We start from the raw sequence: 17,486 nt of genomic DNA on the forward strand, positions 1-17,486 counted from the left end.
GTGATTATGTTTCTATGTATTATTATAAATCATTAGATGCTCTAAGTGTATATTTTTTTAGTATATATTCCATCCATATTACAACCTCATTTTCTAACTGTTTATGAGACTTGAATTCTTCCTCATCTGCATGATGAGTTACAATCTCAAATTTATTTGCATCACTCCGTTTCATGACTTATAAGACCTCCTCCCTCTTGCTTCAATTTAATTACTTCTACAATAAAATCATTAAGATGATAATGATATTTCACTTTCTTTTTATAATTATTTATTTCTATTCCAATCTCATTACAAATATCCAAACTGATACTACTTTTATTGACCTTACTTTTATATGTATGTTCCTTGATTTGATTCTCGGCTATGTCTTTATATTTTATGAATTCTTTGATGGGTACAAAATATGTCTTGTTCTCATAATCCCTAAAATTGAATATGAATCCAGCCTTAACACCTTTGAATCCATCTGCAACCAATAAATTATCGATCTGATGTTGTTTAATAATTTTCTCATCAAAACTTACCGACTTGCTTGCTGTTGACTTAAGTTCTAGTGCAAAAAGAACTTCTCCGTTATACAACAAGCAATCATATTTGTTTTGAGATAACCTGATACGATTTCTAAGTTCAACGGGAATATGCACATCTTTTATTCGTAAAAAGAATAAGTTTAATTTTTTAGCACTTTCCTCTAATTGTTCTTCAAACTCTTTACCAGCATTCTTAGTAGCCAATCAATCACCATCCTTAATGGTGACAGTCTTCTTTGCTTCCACTGCTTTGTAAATACAATTATATGTATCGTGTACAGCCATTCCATAGATATCTAATATGTTGTCGTCTCCACAATAAATCGTTCCTCCGCAGCCTGAACATGCTGAATATTCTTCTGGTTCATGCTCTTGTGGATCTGGCAATCCTACATCAAATCGATCTAATTCCAAATTTTATACCACCTGTTCTATGTATTCTTTTCATTAACTCTAAACTTTGCCCAGTATGTATCAATACTTTTGGTATAACTATAAAATGCCACTTCAACTTTTCCTGCTGATAAGAAGTCGAATCCTCGCTTTATTAAGTCTTTAATAGCTATATCAATTTCTTGCTGACTTCTCCGTTTAATGATCATCTGCTGTCCGGGCTTCAATTTTGTATAGATAATACTTCACCTCCTCCCCTATGAAAATGTGATTTTATTGTTATTTTTTACTTTTTAATTGTGCATGAAACCAACCATTCTTCCTTGTCAGGAAGGTCAATCCACTTGCCATCAACCAATTTCTTTCGTGGTTTAAACTGTGACTCGGTAATTTTAAGCATATCACCCTTTTCTATGGTGTCTTCACCTCCTCTATAGAATTTCTTCTTGTCTACTTTAATTGATTTTTCTTGTCCAGATGTTAGTTCATAGACAGTTAACCTTGGAGTATATTTCTTATCGATATCAACAACTACAAACCAATCGGTTGCATTTGGATATTTAACATCTGCATATCCCAACATTTCCTTCTGGAAAGAGATCGTTTCGCCAATCGGCAATACTTTCTCTTCAAGGTCATTTCGGATAGATACTTCCCGTTCTTTCTTAATAGCTAAACGCTTTTCTTTTGTCTCTTGCTTTAGAGTTTTTTTATAGGCATCTTTTCCGCCAACAAACTCTTCATAAATCGTTAACAGTTCTTTATTTCCGCCAAACTCCTTGAAGAAATCTAACTTAATTAGAATCTGTAATTGCCTTGCATCGCAAGTTGTCTTTTCTAATATATCTACTAGCAAATCACAGAAGGTTTCATATGTATTATCTTGTAATTCATAAAGTTCATCAGCTACTTGTTCGTTAAGATATTTTATTGATTTAATTCCCTTGTAAATTGCATTATCTTCTTTAGATATTTGATACAAGCTTCTCGATTTTCTAAACTTAATGGGTCTTATTTCAATGTCTCTTGTCTTTGCATATTCAAATATCTTACCTGTTTTATCCATATCATTTGTATTGATGTTAAGCATAACTGTTAGGAATTCTAAAGGATAAAAATGTCTCAGATACCCGTTCCCATATCCAATGTGACTGTATGGATTAGAGTGATTGTCAGAGAAGCCATAATCTTGAGCATCTAAGACTACCTGTAGAAACGGTTCAATGATTGACTCTGACTTCTGCTCAGGCACATCGTATTGTTCTTTCATGAAAGAAACAAATCTATTTTTAATTTTAGGGATATGTTCTTTTGTCCCCTCTTTCTTACTTAGTCCACGTCTTACCGTATCGCTCTCTGCCATTGAATAACCGCAGAAATTAACCAAAAACATCATGATTTGTTCCTGCGAAATCAAATAACCCATAGTATTTTTAAGCGATTCGTTTAATAGGTTGTGGCCGTGTTCCTTAAATTTTCCCGCTGCCAAATCATTTCTATAAGATTCTCCAGAAGGTCTAATCGCACCATTACCTATTGAAAACAATTCCATCAAGCTAATGTCGGGATTAACTTCTCTAATTTTTCTAATGGTCTCGTTGCTAAACAATTCCTTATAGTAATGATGTGCCGAATCGCTTTCCCATTGAAATATTCCAAGTCCAGAGTCCTTCATTGAGTTCCATACGTCATCGTTGTTGACATCCATATTATCTGGAACTAATCGTTCAATACCGGCAAGTTTACAAGTTTCATTGATGATTTCAATATTATCAAGACCCAAGATATCCAATTTCACAAAATTGCACGAGTCAAGTTCTTTCATATTGACTTGACTGACAGCATATTTGCTTTCTTTTGTATAACAAAGTCCTACTGATTCATCTAGTGGAATGGGCGATACGACAAACCCCGAAGGGTGCGAACCTATGCTAACAATTACCCCTTTTATAAGATCGACATACTTAAATAGTTCCGGGTGCCTGTCTCTATATTCAGAAGAAATAACATCTTTTTTCTTATCGTCTTTGAACACGGACTTGGCAATTGAATCTACCAAATCTAAATCCATATCTAAAGCTCTTCCAACTTCTCTTATGGCTCCTTTAAGAGCAACGGTGTTAAACGTTATTATTTCGGAGAAATAAATACCGGGAATACTAGCTACATAATCAATGACTCTCTGCCTTTGTGTCGGTGCGAAGTCTATATCGATATCGGCCAAACTTATTCTTTCAGGGTTCAAGAAACGGAAAAAGTTTAGATTATGCTTGATACTATCCATTTCAGTTATCTTAAGAATATAAGCGATCTCGCTGCCATTTACCGATCCGCGACCGAATCCTTGATAAATACCATTATCATGGCACCAATCAATGATTTTCTTTTGGAGCAGCATATAATCAATTGCTCCCAATTTTTCATATGTATCAAACTCTTCTCTTACACGATTGTAATATTTATTCTTTTTTTCTTTTTCGTATGTATTAATCCTGCGTACAATAATACCTTCGTTTATTTTATCCTTAAACACTTGCTCTGGATTGTCATATAACTTAGGATATTTATTTGACTTATCAATTTCAAACACTTCAACCATATCAGCCATTACATTTGTATTGTATATGGCTTCCATATAAGCATCTTTGGGAATGGCTGATTGTTTATTAAACATTTCAACCAGTTCACTGTATGGCTTAAAAGTCAAATCAAACAAGTCTTCGTCACCATAAGATGCTTTCTTAGCTTTCATCAAGATTTTACGAGCTGCAGCATGGTCTTGATTCAAAGCGTGTGTGTCAGTACCTGCAATTAGAGGTATTCCTGTGGATTTTGAAAACTCATAAAGCCATCGATTAAATTCAATTTGTTCTGGATGTTCATGATACTGAATTTCTAGAAACATTCTATGCTTATTCTTTACGAAGAAATCCAGAAGTTTATCAAGCATCGCTTTATTTTTCTTTTGAATTGCTCTCCATACTGGCGAAGCAAGACAGGCGCTAGTCATTATAATATTGTCCGATGTCTCCATAACTTCATCCAGTGACAACCTTGGATTATAATAATAATGACCATCTTCGCGATTGTTTGAAATTGATGTTAATTTATTTAATTCTTTTACTCCTTCTAAATTCTTTCCAATAAGCATGTAGTGCATGTTATCACGGACAAGTCCTTGTTCCTTATCTATGTATTCAGTAACATAAATCTCATTGGCGTGAATGTATTTCATTCCACGCGTTTCGACTTCCTTTTTCTTATTAACCCAGTTCATCACAGATCCGTGTTCGGAAAAACAAAACGACTTCATTTCAAGCTGCTGTGCTAAATCCAAATATTGTGTAAACTTAGTTGTTGAGTCTACGGCCATGCTGGAAGTCGCATTACTCAAATCAGAGTGGCAATGGAAGACAGTATAATTATTCATTTTTTTCTAACACCCCATATGCTTCAAATAAATGAGATTGTGGCGATGTAAGACCTAGATGCTCATATTCTACCTGTAATCTTGCTTTAACCGCATCTTCATAATGATGAAAATACCCCAGTTCTCTTCTCTTCTTGTTAATATTTATGTATGCTCTCCAAAGGTTGCCGTTACTCCAAAAATTAACACCAGTTACCCCACTCGTATTGGTTCTTCTCTTTTCGCAGTTCAATGAATTTATGGACTTATCTGCAATTCTTAAATTACTCCGTCGATTATCTAGTCGGTCTCTATTGATATGGTCAACGACTTCATTTTCTTGTGGCGACAATAGATATCTATGTATAAATACATTTCTTTTATTCCCATCATAATCTTTTATTTTTGAACTTGCATAACCCCAAGTATCAATACGCCACTTATAATCTTTAACATTTTTTATATCTTCAATGTCAATTTTCACAATACCGTTTTCAATGTTGTTTCCATCATACAAAATTAACTCTGCATATGTATCTCTAATGCGAATTTCATTTCGATCAAAAATGGTTCGTTCAAATATCTCTCCATGAATATACTTTTGATCGTAGTGCTTCTTGCACAACATAATACTTTCTGGTTTATAGAAAATTACTTTAGTCGTACTTCCGCAGGCTATACACTTCCTTTCGTCTCTCGTATGAGACCTTTTTTCGTCCGAAACGAATCCTTGATTTCTAACTTGAGTGTAGTGCTTAAGGCAGAGTAAATATCCTTTATATTCTCCATCTTTATTATTCTGTCTGACCTCAAAATCGTCCTTGCATATATCGCATACTCTCCTATCTCTCCTTCTCGATCTTGTTTCATCGGTAATTTTTCCATTTCTTTGTATTTGAATGTAATGCTTGTTACATAACAGTTTTCCTTTATACTCACTATCCAAACCACACTTTAGGGTTTTAAAACAATCGCCGCATATGCAGCATCTCCTCGCTTCTGACAATCGTCTAACCTCCTTAAAAAGAAAATGTCCTCGGTAATAATATACCATAGAACATCATTGTTGTATAGTTTTATTTTATATTATCTGCTTCCCTTTGTTGCGTAATGCGTCTTATATCCTGCGTCATTTATTTCTAAACAATTAAGCTGCATACCATACGCACAAGCACCATCAATACCTATCTTATCTCCGTTTGGGCTAAACCAGATATCTTCTGTTTCATGTAAATGAACTGTTGGTGTGTGACCAAATACAACAATTTTATTTAATCCAGTTGCTACATTATAGAACCTTTCTCTTATCCATACAAAATCTTCATCAGAAGTCTGTTTCCAATGCTCCTTATATGGATTAATACCAGCATGTACAAATATATGAGTATCGGTTTCGTAATAATAAGGAAGACTGCTCAGGAAGTCAATATGATGTTTAAAGTGCCGTCTTATAAAGTTCTTTGCTTGTTCGTAAAGATCCCACTCAAATATTTCCTCGAAGAAATCAAGGCCGACATAACTTTCAACCGTTTGATATCCTCCATTATTAAGCCAATTCACATCTTCGTCTGCATTAAGAGCATCAATCATCATTTGGTCATGATTCCCTCTTAAAACTACTACGTTCCATTCTGAAACCATATTCATTAACTGCTCAACAACCTGTTTGCTTCTTTGTCCTCGATCAACCAGATCACCAAGTATAATTAGTTTGTCTTCAGCGGGGTTATATTTCACATGTTTGAGCAAGGCGTTAAATTCATCAAAACAGCCGTGTATATCTGAAATTGCTAACGTTCTAATTTTATATCACCTCCTATAAAAGAATGCTTTTATTTGATTTATTTTTTATCCAGTAACTCAGCCGTAATCTCAGACATTAATTTTACTTTCTCATTTTTTGAGATACTCATTTTCTTTACAAGTTCAAATTTTGTATTAAATCTATCATTATAATTTTTAACGAATTCAATTTGCATATGTAGAGGATAATTTAAATAATAAAAGGCCGAATATTGATTATCATTAATCTTCTCTTTAAATTTATCTGCAAGTTCAGGTTTCATTTTAATTATCTTTTTATTGTTCTCGATGAATCGTTTGTGATCATCGTAAAAATTTCCCTTTGGTAGATAATTAAACATGCTTACAACTTGATCTTCTGAAATCTGCTGATAATCTTGAATTCTAAAAAAGTAAGTAGAATTAGTTGCACCCTTACTAAGCGAATCAATAATCTTGTTAAAAAATTTATCAGTTACCAAGAGTTTGTTTTGCAGAAGTAGGTTCCATGGAATCTCAGAGTACGAGGACTTTGTAAGAAGGTCTGAAAGATCTCCCTTGTGTCTAGATATCTCCTTATAAAAGAACCCCATATTACCACTAAAAAGACAGCCATTACAAACATACATCCTTCCCAACTTTTCAAAAATCAAATCCAATTCATTTTCATTATAATCAAAGGGCAATTTAAACTTTCTAGCCCAAGATGGATAAGGTATAGCAAACAAATCAAACAATCTAAAGAGGCGTTCGCGATCCTCATAGTACCAACAAACCAATTTAAACCATACAGGTATACATTCATCATGCATTCCGTCGAAAGATATATCTGTTTGTTTCAATTTCAAACTTGAGAGCAATGCTGTAATATTGCTTTCATTAATTAGTGATTGAAAAATTAAGAAATCCTCCGTTTGACCCTGCTTCTTCTTTAAGTCATCATAATCTTTTTTTAGATTTATGTATTTATCATGTTGAATCTTATACCATTCGTATTCCTGCTTAAAAGCAGTTACTTTCTTTTCTACCTCAGAATCAACTAAAGCCATGATTACACATTCTAATTCTGATGGCTCGTATTCATGTTCATATTCATTGTACATGTTATCTCTCCTTTATGATTTTATGATAAAAAGACAATTTCATTACATGCTTTCAACTACGTTAAATCCAAGTTGGTACGCATTTTCAGAAACGAATCCCCCGTCTAGATGCATACAAAAAACGTTGTCTCGGTACTGAGATTCAATTAATTCGCTTAGTTTTTTTAGAGATAGATGAACATTGCCATCATAGTCGGCGCTGCTCACATCTTGATAAAAGTAATCGAATTTCCCTTGTTTATGCAAATCAATAATGTTATCAGGAATCATATATGAATCGCCACTGTAGTACGAAGTCTCTCCTTCGTACTCAATGATGTATCCAAAGCATGAAAGTTCTTGAACATGGTCAACCTTAACCGTATCAAATAAGATATGAAAATCCTCAAGATGATAACCACCTCCCTTATCAAACTGTACTAAGTCGTATACATCTTCAGTAACTCCCATTCCATTCAATAGGTGTCCAAGAACATGATCATAATGAGAAAATACAACCAATTTTTTCTCGAACATCGGCTTGATATTATAATATGTATAGAATGCCAAGTCTCCCAATGACCCAATGTGATCAGGATGTGTGTGAGTGATTAGAACAATTACACGTTCCACACCTTCAAGTAAATTATTTTTGACAATTCGTTCAAATGTACTGCTGCCACAATCTATCATAAACAGTATATTATCTTTCTTAATGAATGCTCCATTGTTACCCAGCCTAGTATTGAATGCACTTCCGGTTCCAATAAATTTAAACATAACTCACCTCATAATTATTTATTTATCTTCAACTACTACAATATCTTTCAGATGCGCTCCTACACTGCCTCCACCTTCGAAAACAATCTTATATGGAGTAATCGAGTCACACCTTTCAATAGTCCCAGTTAGACCAGAAAAGTAACCGTATTTTTTGTATCCCTTTTTACCTACAACATCAATTGTGCTCATTCAATCTCTCCTTTTACCCTGCTTGTATAACCTCAAAAAATAGATCATCATAATTAAAAAGAAAAGCGTAGATAACACCCAGAACCAAATGTTTAAATCATCTTGATAAATTGCTAAAATTAATATGATTAAACTGTAAAGAGTCATAAATACTGTAACAATAAGTTGACCTATATCACTCACTCCCCATGAAATAATAGTTTCATTGTAATTCAATTCCAATATATAGATATTATCTACCCATCATTATCTATATGTAGTATTTTTTTAAGTGATTACCATCTAGGATTGAGGCCATCGTTCACTATACCAAAAATATAATGTAATGCATCAGCCCAGGGCTTCAATTTTGGATCTAATCTTCTGATTTCGCCAAACTCGGTAGTGAAAACTTGGTTATAAAAATCGTTCTCCCACGTCTTTATCCAATCAAGGCTTTCTCTCAAGTCGTCGATGGCATTAAATAGTTCCACTACCATCTCTTCTTTGAAATTTTTACTGTTCTCATCGTAATATGCCTTTTTGATTTCATTAAAACATTCTTGTTTCATATTTAAAAGCACCTTCCTTTCCCATGGAATTGTGTTTTTATTGTTTATTTATTTTTCTTACTCCACCATAAGGACCGACTTCATACCCAGATGGTAGATCAACAATATCCCAATGTTTAAAAATATTATCAAGTCTATCCCCCAAGCTCTTACCCAAGGCTCCGCTTTTTTCATCATACCAATGTACAGAACCTCCAAACAGTGAATATTCCAACGTGCCATACTGACCAGTTTCCTTGTTCTTCAAAATTGTCGGCATAGATTGAATCTCCTTTGAATTATAATGCTTCCACATCTCGACGTTAGCCTCTTTAATCATCTTGTCGAGCTTGGTTTTTAGGTTTCTTGCCGATGCATTCCAACCGTCTATTTGCCACGGAGACATTTTTAGTTCAGACTTTGAAAAGTATTCTGCAAGGTCGGAAAGATGCTGTTCGAGCGCTTTAAACTCATTTAGAAATTTGTTATCTACGCCAACCTTATGTTGTCTGGTATCAGGATCATAGGAAACCGAATCTATATCGGTCCAAAAAATTTCTCCATTATCTACTTCAACATAAAGCGAATCGCCACTCACCTCTTTAACAATTGCTTGTTCTCCCTCGTTAAATTCGTCATCACTTCTTGTAATCTCAACATATGTATCCTTAAGATATGAGTAGTCTCGTGTTTTCATTTTTTTATTCTCCTTATAAATTTTATTTTTTATTTTATTGTATCTCTAAAATCTTTCTGATTTCCGCTAGTGACTGATCTCTAGTTAATTCTCCATTTACAAACACTTCCTCAAGTTGATCATCATTAATAAAATTTGAATAATATGTCTTTTTGTCTATTCCATCCACAAGTTTCAAATTACCATTCTCCTTAATTACCGCTACAAGTCCGCGCTGGCTTCTTTTTGTTCCATCGTCTGTCTTAGGATCTTTGAATAGCATTTTTTCTTTGCCGTCGATTACTGCATACGTTGCTTTCATTGCAAATCCAAGAGTATCTCTCGTATTATATTGGTAAGTGTAACTTCCAATGCCAAGTACAATATTTGTGCTAGCAAACCCTTTTTTCTCAAGTCGGTCAACAATTTGGTGTGCTCTCTCCAAAGTTATGGAATCTCCATAGATAGCACCAATGTGAGAGTCCAGTATCTTATAACCTTGATCAGAAATAGTGCCACCAAAAATGTCCCACAGTGATTCAATGAGTCCTAGTTGTTCTGCTGTTGGAATAATTTCTTTATACAATGCGACTCTACTATCTTCAATAAAATAATATTGTTTATCGTATCTGTCCCAATCGATATCAACAATAATTTTGTAATATTTATTTTTGTATTTAAATATCCCCTCTGCATCACATTCGCCATGTTCTCCATGAGGAGTCTCCTCTCGCACAGTATCAACAAGGGCTTCTCTCATATCTTCAATACAATATTCTAAGTCTGTCGCATACTTATCTCGGTTATAGTCTTTGATCTCTAATCCGCAAATAATTTCTACAGGATCACCAGAATCAGGCCTAATTACAACTCTTCCATCACGGTTCATAATTTCTTTTTTCAATCGCGGCAAAACATCTCCAATTACTGCCCAGAAATCATAAGTGTCAGAAACTACGCTGAAGAATCCATTCGGGTATACTTCGGTAATAAGCCTTTTAAACATTTGGTACTCATCACGAGTATCTGCATCAGTACCAGCACACATTACACTGTGCTCAGTGGCTGAAATACTAGCTCCCACCAGTTCATCTTCAATATTGGCATTATAATATGCCTCTTGGTAGGCAATTGCTGGAATAGTATCCGTCCCTGTGAAAGAAAGAAGATGACCGGCTCCACTTACTGCTCCACCATCCAAGCCCACCATGCCTCTTGCTGAAAAATCGTGTCCTTGAAATTCTACTCCTTCTGTACTCCCCGTTGTTTTCAAAGCATATTTATTAAGGAGTTTACGGTATTGATACGCCGTAGTCGCAGAAGTCATAGGTTGCCAAATCTCCGCAGACACTAGAGTTTCTAGATAGTTAGTAAGCCAAAAAAAATCTGGATGCGTATTCTCCATTGTTAAAACAGGAGTTTTGATAGGAGCTTTACTTCCCTCTTTTAAGGCTTTAATTTTAATTGGCAAGTAGCCTAAATCATGCAAATTTTCAATATGCGAAGCATCTGGTTTTTGTTCTCCAAGAGTGTATTTAATATATCTTACGTATTCGTTGCGAACATCTTCTTTTGAGCGACTGAAGAAATGGGCATTGAAATAATCAATAAGATATTTCTTAATAAAGCCTTGAATTCCAAATACAACAACTTGATCAGCTTCAGGGAAATATTTATTGCTTCTTGGTGTAAAAGTCGAATAAATCACTTCTGTTTTCTCAGGATATTGTTTTTTATGTGATACCTTGTAAAAATCACACAATAACGATGCTGGATAAATAGTGTTTTTCATTTAAATTACCACCTTTTCAATATTAATAATTGTAATTTTATTTTTATATTTTACATTTTCCCAGTGATTTTCTTCTGACATAATACTGTCGGTTGTGAATAGATGGTCAATGTGATCAAATAACTTACCTTTAAAGACACTGTTCTCCGCATGAGCGACTAAGAGATAAACTTCCTCAATCCCCCTTCTTCTTAGAGCTTCTGCGCTTTTTACAAATGTTCCCCCGTATGAAGATAAGTCATCTACAATAACAACTTTTTTACCACCGGTTTCAAAATTACCATGCAGTTCTAATTCTTTAATATCTCCTGTCTCAAAATTTCTTACTTTGTTGCCAACGATTACATTCTTGATTTTCATCTTACCGTATCGTTTGCTGGCTCCTGCATCCGGGAACATAATATAATCATGCTCATAATCAAAGTTGACCTTCTTTAGGACACGGGGAAGTAAGTCAAAATTGATGTAGTTAGCCTTAGCATTATTTAATAAGGCAACTGAGACATCTGAATGTGGTTCAATTAGCATCACCTCCTCAAAGTTCAAACTGTTGATAAATTCAGATACATATTTTAAGGTGAATGCTGAACCATTTTCGCTTCTGTCCATTCTACTGTAAGGCATATACATGATTGCTAGTTTTATTTCTTTTATATGTATCGATTCTAAATACTTCTTTACAAACATCAATTTAATTAAATCGTCATCTCCTTCGTACTTAAATTGGATGATGTTGTTTGTTAACACTTTCAAACTACTCTCGATTAGTTTTGTCTCTCCGTTAGGAAAGTTTGTGAATTCAATTTTTTCATTATTTAATTTTATCAATTTTTTATTCTCCTTTTTCTCATGAAAGTATATTTTTATTACTGATGTACATCCCGAAGATCCTTCAGGGAAATAGCACCACCAATTGTACAGCGAAGATCGAATATTCCCTTTCTGTTACTTTTTTTAATTGTGTAAACGTCAGAACCATCATAAAAAACTCTATTGTTTAATTCATCGTCTGTTTTCCCAAGTTCAATTTGCTCTGAAATCCACTCGCTAATCAATTGGGGATTTGTTTTCATTTATACTCTCCTCTCATAAATCAACTCAATTGATTCTGACGTTTCTTTGTATATATCAAAAGGTTCATTAAACTCCGTGTATTTATGTAGTTCATGAGGTTGCATTATCTCATCAAGTTTAATTTTGTATAACTTTACTTTTTTCCAGTACTCCTCAATGTTTATAACCGTTCCTTTTTTACCATCAATATCAGGGTGACAACCAAACTCCTTAATTTCTGTCTTTGTATAAGGTTGTTTAAGAACAATCTTTATTCTGTCGCCTACAACTGGCATTATCGTATATCCGCCTCCTTTTTCCACAAAACTATTCTTTTATTTTTTATTTTTTATATACTATTTCCAAATCATCAATCATCATGATTACAAGCTTTTCTTGATGCTCAGGAATAACCCTTCCTTGTTGGTTCATTACTTGAATACATGTTACAGTCTCATTATCTGAATCAATTTCACTCTCAACAACACCAAATATTCTGCGTCCATATTTATTATAATAATCATCATTTGTCATAACTTTAGTTCCATTTTTCAATTATTTACTCCTCCCCTCTAAACGTTGAATGATTTCATCCACTACTTCACCAATGCCCATTTCATATGTCCATTCTTCCTCAAATTGTTTCTTCACCCATTCAAGTGCCTTATTCTTTTCCTCTATTACCCTCAATAAATTTGAGTATTCTTTTATTAATGATTGAATATTTTTAATATTTCGTTCGATTATGGCAACAGATTTATCATAAAATTCTGACCATTGATTTATCTCCTTAGCCTGATCTTCTACTACCGCTTGTAAAGTTTTAACCCATTTCAGATAAGCCAGTATATCGTTTTTAACTTCTCCATCCTTAATTCCTGACCAAAACTCAATTAAATTGTCTACATTTTCTGGAATCTCTTTTAGTGTCTCTTGTATCTCGGTTAGCTTTGACATGGTTTAGACCTCCCTATCCCCTTCTATTGCACGTAGTAGATACCTAAGTGACTCAGATACATCAGGATACTTTTCAGCTAATCGTTCCAGTTTAGGCACTTGTTCCTCAATCGCTTCCATTTCAGTCGGAGTAACAAGCCATCCCCAAAATTTTCGCTTATCTGCTGTGATTATCCACCTATTTCCGTTGGTTTGCGCCAATATTTCTTCATATCCACTATCCACTAAGCTTTGTACTTCTTTCCCGACATTTTTAGTTGTTGCAGATGTCTGCATACTCATGTATTTATCTCCTCCTTATCATTCACTTGGTGGCGTGTATGTTAATTTACTCCCATTGTTAAACGTAAATATTAAATTTGTTATTTCTGGGTCTTCTTGTGTCATAGCGGCGAATTCTCTCTCCATATGTTGTTTTACTGCTGTAATCACTTGATTTGTTCTATTTTCGCTTTTATCCGAAAATGACATTCCGCCTTTATCCACTTTCCCAATCACTATTTGGTTCCCTAATAAAGTTGTTACAACCACATAATTGTTCCATTTAACTCCTGTCATATGTTTATCCTCTCCTTATAGACATTATACGTCCTCCACTTCGTTAAGTACCTTTCGGAAGGATTCCTTTCAACAGTAAACGGTTATCAGTGCGCCCGTTTCTAGCGTCTTCTAGAATGCGTAGAGCCGTTCGAGCAACAATAGAATCAAAGGCGAACTTCATTTCGCTGTACTGTCGAGCATTCGGATTGTTCTCATCTTGGCTTTGACAGCCTTCGCGGTTTAGTTGATGCTGAAAGTTCTCCCCTGTGCACCATTTCAATCCACCCCAACTTATCCATTTATCCGAGCAAATCGAAATTTCTTCAATCTCTCCTAACACCTTTTTGTAGTTCCAGCAATATTCGTCGAACTGTATGCGCCATGGTTTGTATGAGTCACCGAACATCATTGTTAGATCGTCGTTAAACTTAATCCGAACAATCACGCTTCATTCCTCCTATATGTCTAGTACAGCCAATAGGGCTGCTTTACATATAGCTTCTGGTGCTGTTTTACCAAATTCTACAATTCCGCCTATTTTGCATAAGTAATAATCTTCATCATCAACATCAAAGTTTTTCTTCACAGAAGGCGTATCAAAGTTAATAAACACTTCCCATGCTGCTGAAATTTCTTTTGTGTAGCAAGGAATTGATAATGACCACGTCTGCGGCCCAACCTTCCAACCATCAAGGTTTAAACCTTTATCAAACTCAGGCGTTATTTTCATAACAACATCTCCTATCCACGCATCCCGTTCCCTCAGTGTCATACTGTCCCATCGCTGTATTACTTCTTCTCTATTCATTCCGAACCAAATCCCTTCTTCCGTTCTCTTCATGAAGCACAAATATATCCTTGGTGGATTCATCGTAACCAACTACAATCAAATAACCTTCGGATTCACCCGCCTTGATGTGAAGAGTTTTGTTATCCAGTTCCTCCCACTCAAACGACTTGATATCTTTGAACCACTGTTCTTCTCTATTCATTCCTCTGCCGCCTCATCCTCAAGTAAGCCTTGTAGATATTTGATGTCTCGCTTAATACTTTTCTTTTGCATATCAATAATTTTTTGTGCCGATTCAAAATCAATAATTCTATCATGAGCCATCTGCGATGCATTATTCATAAGTTGAACCTTTTGGTCAATTGATCTTGCATAATCAGCAACACATTTCATTTCCAATCTGCTTGGACTTAGTTTTTCGTCGATCTCCTTTTGTCTATCAAACATGTTGTTAATACCTTTTGACCATGCATCGATTTCTTTTCCAACCGTTCTATTCATTCCTTATACCTCCGGCAAATTGATTTCAGCATAATATTTTACGTATTCCCGTAACTTCTCTACTCCGAATTCCGTATCAACTTCGAACACATTTTCAAATGCATTGTACATTACAAATTTTATTGTTCCAGATAATCCTTTCTGTAAAAGAATCAGATAGTCTTTTTCCTCTAAATCATATGGGTTCTTTGGATCATATTTCGTCCATTGAATCATTTATCTCTCCCCTTCTCTGTGGTATCCAGCCCACTCCATTTTCCCATCGCATTCATCACAATCAACTTCGTGATAATCTGCGCCTAAATAAACACCTATGTCTAATTTCTTCGTTTCTGAACACTCTGGACATATCCAGTTTGATTTTGATCCTCTTTCGCTCATTTTTTATCACCATTCAGTTTTATTAATTTATTTTATTTTATATACAATAAAATATGAATTTCATTGGCTAATTACCTTCAAAAAGTCCTTATGTATCAAGGGTTTTATACAAGTGAAACCATTGCTTTTGCTACTTTTCGTTTATTTCCTTGAACATGCTTAAGTGACTGCTCTATTTCTGAAAAGTATTCATCGATTGCTTTAATTCTTGCTTCACATGCCAATTTCACAGCCTGCGAACGCGTTCTAAACATTCTCCTTTTTAGAGCAGCGATTTCGAAATCAAGATCTACTCTCAACGACTCTATTTTTTTAGAATACTTCTTTTCCTCTCTATCATAACGCTTCATTTCATTCTCATATAGTTTTTTCAATTTATAATAAAGTGGATTTTCTGGTTTCGTTTCTGCTATGTATGCTTTCTTCTCAACTTTATAGATCGTAACAATTTCTTTGAAATCCATCGATATATGGATAACTGTATTACCGATTGTATACATACTGTGCTCTCTTTCCATGATCACATACAGTTTCACCCATATACTTAATCCATTTTATATCTCCTAGAAGTGATTTACAGTAATGCAAGGCATCTTGTTTATCTTTTCTTTGAAATCTTTCCTTTGCTCGTTTTACTGCATGATCGGAAATGGCTAGTTCTTTAAAATTTTCCCTTAGTTCTTTAATCATTCTTATCCCTCCTAAACAATAATGACCTTGAAGACTGGTTTATTATGTCTTAAGGCCATTATATCATTTTAACATTTTATTTCAAGTATTTATTTTATATATTTCTTATGTATTTTTTTATGATCAAATTGTATTCTGCTGCTTTGACGATCTCTATATTTTCAACTATCCACTCTTCATAACTGGTGCTTGGAAAATAAGTATCTCCTTCAAACTCTCCATCAATATGAGTAATATACAAACTGTTTGCATAAGGTATAAATAACTTGTAAACCTGTGCTCCACCAATTACAAATGATTTGCAATCTGAACTGGCAACTAAATCAAGAACATCATCAGGATTGGTGGCTACTGCACATTCTGGAGCATAGTAGTCAAGTTGAGTCGTTAGAACAATGTTATTCCGATTAGGTAATGCTTTACCAATAGACTCGTATGTACTTCGTCCCATAATAACATTACTGTTTAGTGTAGTTTCGCGGAAGAAAGTCAAATCTTCAGGAATGTGCCAAGGAAGAGTATTTCCTTCTCCTATCAAGCCATTTCTGTCCATTGCGACAATTAGACTCAATCCTTTCAAACGGCAACCACTCCTTTAATTGTCGGATGTGGATCATATCCTTTTAAAGTGAAATCTTCATATTTGAAATCAAAAATGTCTTTTATGTTTGGATTAAGAATCATTTTGGGGAGTTCTCTGGGTTCTCTTGTGAGTTGCAGTCTCACCTGTTCGATATGATTCGTGTAAATATGTACATCCCCACCAGAATAAATAAGATCTCCAAGTTCAAACTCACATACCTGAGCAACCATCATAGTGAGGAGAGCGTAACTTGCAATGTTGAAGGGTAGACCTAAGAACACATCGGTCGATCTCATTGTAAATTTACAAGATAGTTTATTGTTTGCTAAATAGAATTGAAAATTATAATGGCATGGCGGTAATTTCATTTTCTCTATTTCCCCAACGTTCCATGCTGACACAACATGACGACGAGAATCGGGATTAGTTTTAATTTGTTCAACTACATTCTTAATTTGGTCTATTATTCTTCCATCGGGAGTCTTCCATGTACGCCATTGAGAACCATAAACAGGGCCTAGATCACCATTTTCATCAGCCCATTCATCCCAGATACGCACACCATTATCCTTGAGATATTTAATGTTGGTTGATCCAGACAAAAACCAAAGAAGTTCATGAATGATTGACTTCAAATGAATTCGTTTTGTGGTCAACAAAGGGAACCCTTCATTTAAATTTATTCTCATATCAGCTCCAAATATTGAAATTGTTCCTGTGCCGGTTCTATCGTCCTTTCTTACACCATTGTCTAAAATATATTGGCAAATCTCTAAATATTTTTTGTCTACTTGATTCATATATCCTCCACAAATTAAGAAT

General features: G+C 34.6%; 28 protein-coding genes. All 28 read right to left on the reverse strand.

What is annotated here, in order from left to right; genetic code table 11:
• Window positions 1-22: 22 nt before the first annotated feature.
• The 28 genes from ACE5LO_RS00660 to ACE5LO_RS00795 all read right to left on the reverse strand — a co-directional run bounded on the left by ACE5LO_RS00660 (window position 23) and on the right by ACE5LO_RS00795 (window position 17,464).
• Entirely contained in the window at window positions 23-175 is a 153-nt protein-coding gene (locus ACE5LO_RS00660) for a hypothetical protein (RefSeq protein ID WP_375518147.1), read from the reverse strand.
• Window positions 162-737 (reverse strand): hypothetical protein, encoded by a 576-nt coding sequence (locus ACE5LO_RS00665; RefSeq protein WP_375518148.1) that lies wholly within the window; start codon window positions 735-737, stop codon window positions 162-164. Before ACE5LO_RS00665 ends, ACE5LO_RS00660 begins: the two co-directional genes overlap by 14 nt.
• Window positions 738-947 (reverse strand): hypothetical protein, encoded by a 210-nt coding sequence (locus ACE5LO_RS00670; RefSeq protein WP_375518149.1) that lies wholly within the window; start codon window positions 945-947, stop codon window positions 738-740. It abuts the gene before it with no gap.
• 265 nt (window positions 948-1,212) lie between these two features.
• A complete protein-coding gene (gene dnaE, locus ACE5LO_RS00675; RefSeq protein ID WP_375518150.1) occupies window positions 1,213-4,356 on the reverse strand; it encodes a DNA polymerase III subunit alpha in 3,144 nt (1,047 codons plus the stop codon).
• Window positions 4,349-5,341 carry an HNH endonuclease gene (locus tag ACE5LO_RS00680; RefSeq protein WP_375518151.1) on the reverse strand — a complete coding sequence of 331 codons (993 nt, stop codon included), beginning with the start codon at window positions 5,339-5,341 and terminating at the stop codon, window positions 4,349-4,351. The genes dnaE and ACE5LO_RS00680 overlap by 8 nt, the downstream gene beginning before the upstream one ends.
• 80 nt (window positions 5,342-5,421) lie before the next feature.
• Complete coding sequence (locus tag ACE5LO_RS00685; protein WP_375518508.1) at window positions 5,422-6,138, reverse strand: metallophosphoesterase family protein; 717 nt, start codon at window positions 6,136-6,138, stop codon at window positions 5,422-5,424.
• A gap of 38 nt (window positions 6,139-6,176) precedes the next feature.
• Window positions 6,177-7,220 carry a hypothetical protein gene (locus ACE5LO_RS00690; protein WP_375518152.1) on the reverse strand — a complete coding sequence of 348 codons (1,044 nt, stop codon included), beginning with the start codon at window positions 7,218-7,220 and terminating at the stop codon, window positions 6,177-6,179.
• 42 nt (window positions 7,221-7,262) lie between these two features.
• The gene (locus ACE5LO_RS00695; protein WP_375518153.1) at window positions 7,263-7,979 is read right to left on the reverse strand and encodes an MBL fold metallo-hydrolase; all 717 of its coding nucleotides are present in this window, start codon (window positions 7,977-7,979) and stop codon (window positions 7,263-7,265) included.
• An 18-nt stretch (window positions 7,980-7,997) separates the two neighbouring features.
• Complete coding sequence (locus ACE5LO_RS00700; RefSeq protein ID WP_375518154.1) at window positions 7,998-8,171, reverse strand: hypothetical protein; 174 nt, start codon at window positions 8,169-8,171, stop codon at window positions 7,998-8,000.
• 275 nt (window positions 8,172-8,446) lie between these two features.
• Window positions 8,447-8,722: a hypothetical protein gene (locus ACE5LO_RS00705; RefSeq protein ID WP_375518155.1), complete on the reverse strand. Its 276-nt coding sequence runs from the start codon at window positions 8,720-8,722 to the stop codon at window positions 8,447-8,449.
• Window positions 8,723-8,759: 37 nt separating this feature from the next.
• On the reverse strand, window positions 8,760-9,398 hold the full coding sequence (locus ACE5LO_RS00710) for a hypothetical protein (RefSeq protein WP_375518156.1): 639 nt from the start codon (window positions 9,396-9,398) through the stop codon (window positions 8,760-8,762).
• 34 nt (window positions 9,399-9,432) lie between these two features.
• Window positions 9,433-11,169, reverse strand: coding sequence for a nicotinate phosphoribosyltransferase (locus ACE5LO_RS00715; protein WP_375518157.1), 1,737 nt, complete (start codon window positions 11,167-11,169; stop codon window positions 9,433-9,435).
• A complete protein-coding gene (locus ACE5LO_RS00720; RefSeq protein WP_375518158.1) occupies window positions 11,170-11,997 on the reverse strand; it encodes a phosphoribosyltransferase family protein in 828 nt (275 codons plus the stop codon).
• A 38-nt stretch (window positions 11,998-12,035) separates the two neighbouring features.
• Window positions 12,036-12,242, reverse strand: a complete 207-nt coding sequence (locus ACE5LO_RS00725) for a hypothetical protein (RefSeq protein ID WP_375518159.1) — start codon at window positions 12,240-12,242, stop codon at window positions 12,036-12,038.
• Window positions 12,243-12,545 carry a hypothetical protein gene (locus ACE5LO_RS00730; RefSeq protein ID WP_375518160.1) on the reverse strand — a complete coding sequence of 101 codons (303 nt, stop codon included), beginning with the start codon at window positions 12,543-12,545 and terminating at the stop codon, window positions 12,243-12,245. It abuts the gene before it with no gap.
• Window positions 12,546-12,564: 19 nt separating this feature from the next.
• Window positions 12,565-12,777, reverse strand: a complete 213-nt coding sequence (locus ACE5LO_RS00735; protein WP_375518161.1) for a hypothetical protein — start codon at window positions 12,775-12,777, stop codon at window positions 12,565-12,567.
• On the reverse strand, window positions 12,778-13,179 hold the full coding sequence (locus ACE5LO_RS00740) for a hypothetical protein (RefSeq protein ID WP_375518162.1): 402 nt from the start codon (window positions 13,177-13,179) through the stop codon (window positions 12,778-12,780).
• Between the two features lie 3 nt (window positions 13,180-13,182).
• Window positions 13,183-13,461 (reverse strand): hypothetical protein, encoded by a 279-nt coding sequence (locus ACE5LO_RS00745; protein WP_375518163.1) that lies wholly within the window; start codon window positions 13,459-13,461, stop codon window positions 13,183-13,185.
• A gap of 18 nt (window positions 13,462-13,479) precedes the next feature.
• The gene (locus ACE5LO_RS00750) at window positions 13,480-13,737 is read right to left on the reverse strand and encodes a DUF7446 family protein (RefSeq protein WP_375518164.1); all 258 of its coding nucleotides are present in this window, start codon (window positions 13,735-13,737) and stop codon (window positions 13,480-13,482) included.
• A gap of 43 nt (window positions 13,738-13,780) precedes the next feature.
• On the reverse strand, window positions 13,781-14,164 hold the full coding sequence (locus ACE5LO_RS00755) for a spore protein H (RefSeq protein WP_375518165.1): 384 nt from the start codon (window positions 14,162-14,164) through the stop codon (window positions 13,781-13,783).
• A gap of 12 nt (window positions 14,165-14,176) precedes the next feature.
• Window positions 14,177-14,527: a BC1872 family protein gene (locus tag ACE5LO_RS00760; protein ID WP_375518166.1), complete on the reverse strand. Its 351-nt coding sequence runs from the start codon at window positions 14,525-14,527 to the stop codon at window positions 14,177-14,179.
• A complete protein-coding gene (locus tag ACE5LO_RS00765; RefSeq protein ID WP_375518167.1) occupies window positions 14,520-14,711 on the reverse strand; it encodes a hypothetical protein in 192 nt (63 codons plus the stop codon). The genes ACE5LO_RS00760 and ACE5LO_RS00765 overlap by 8 nt, the downstream gene beginning before the upstream one ends.
• Window positions 14,708-15,010 carry a hypothetical protein gene (locus ACE5LO_RS00770; RefSeq protein ID WP_375518168.1) on the reverse strand — a complete coding sequence of 101 codons (303 nt, stop codon included), beginning with the start codon at window positions 15,008-15,010 and terminating at the stop codon, window positions 14,708-14,710. The genes ACE5LO_RS00765 and ACE5LO_RS00770 overlap by 4 nt, the downstream gene beginning before the upstream one ends.
• A 3-nt stretch (window positions 15,011-15,013) precedes the next feature.
• Entirely contained in the window at window positions 15,014-15,226 is a 213-nt protein-coding gene (locus ACE5LO_RS00775; protein ID WP_375518169.1) for a hypothetical protein, read from the reverse strand.
• Between the two features lie 269 nt (window positions 15,227-15,495).
• Window positions 15,496-15,891 carry a hypothetical protein gene (locus tag ACE5LO_RS00780; RefSeq protein WP_375518170.1) on the reverse strand — a complete coding sequence of 132 codons (396 nt, stop codon included), beginning with the start codon at window positions 15,889-15,891 and terminating at the stop codon, window positions 15,496-15,498.
• Complete coding sequence (locus ACE5LO_RS00785) at window positions 15,875-16,081, reverse strand: hypothetical protein (protein WP_375518171.1); 207 nt, start codon at window positions 16,079-16,081, stop codon at window positions 15,875-15,877. The genes ACE5LO_RS00780 and ACE5LO_RS00785 overlap by 17 nt, the downstream gene beginning before the upstream one ends.
• A 94-nt stretch (window positions 16,082-16,175) precedes the next feature.
• Window positions 16,176-16,661 carry a dihydrofolate reductase gene (locus ACE5LO_RS00790; protein ID WP_375518172.1) on the reverse strand — a complete coding sequence of 162 codons (486 nt, stop codon included), beginning with the start codon at window positions 16,659-16,661 and terminating at the stop codon, window positions 16,176-16,178.
• Window positions 16,658-17,464: a thymidylate synthase gene (locus ACE5LO_RS00795; protein ID WP_375518173.1), complete on the reverse strand. Its 807-nt coding sequence runs from the start codon at window positions 17,462-17,464 to the stop codon at window positions 16,658-16,660. The genes ACE5LO_RS00790 and ACE5LO_RS00795 overlap by 4 nt, the downstream gene beginning before the upstream one ends.
• Window positions 17,465-17,486: the final 22 nt, after the last annotated feature.

It is taken from the genome of Paenibacillus medicaginis (genome assembly GCF_042138635.1).
In the GTDB taxonomy this organism is placed as follows: domain Bacteria; phylum Bacillota; class Bacilli; order Paenibacillales; family Paenibacillaceae; genus Paenibacillus; species Paenibacillus medicaginis.